This window comes from Vogesella mureinivorans, assembly GCF_007644035.1.
GTDB classification, from domain to species: domain Bacteria; phylum Pseudomonadota; class Gammaproteobacteria; order Burkholderiales; family Chromobacteriaceae; genus Vogesella; species Vogesella mureinivorans.
Map to the genome: position 1 here is coordinate 1 of NZ_VMTV02001101.1, position 283 is coordinate 283.

General features: G+C 64.3%; 1 protein-coding gene. It reads left to right on the forward strand.

What is annotated here, in order from left to right; all coding sequences use genetic code 11:
- Positions 1-82: 82 nt before the first annotated feature.
- On the forward strand, positions 83-283 hold a 201-nt coding region (locus FLQ44_RS24225), incomplete at its 3' end, for a GFA family protein (protein ID WP_206209136.1).

The window sequence follows — 283 nt, forward strand, 5'->3', positions numbered from 1 at the left end:
CACGCAGCCGAACTGTCTTGACCGGAGCGGACCTCAGAAGAATGGACATCCCCGCATGAAAGGCAGCTGACACTGCGGCGCCGTGGAATGGCAGCTCGACGGCGATCCGGGCTCGATCACTGCGTGCAACTGCACGCTCTGCCGTCGCTACGGAGCCCTCTGGGCGTATGACTGGGAGGGGGAACGCATCCGCTTGTCCGGTGTCACCTCGGTCTACACGCGCAGGGAACGGGAGAACCCGTTTCTCGAGATCCACTTCTGCCCCGCTTGCGCCTGCGTGCTG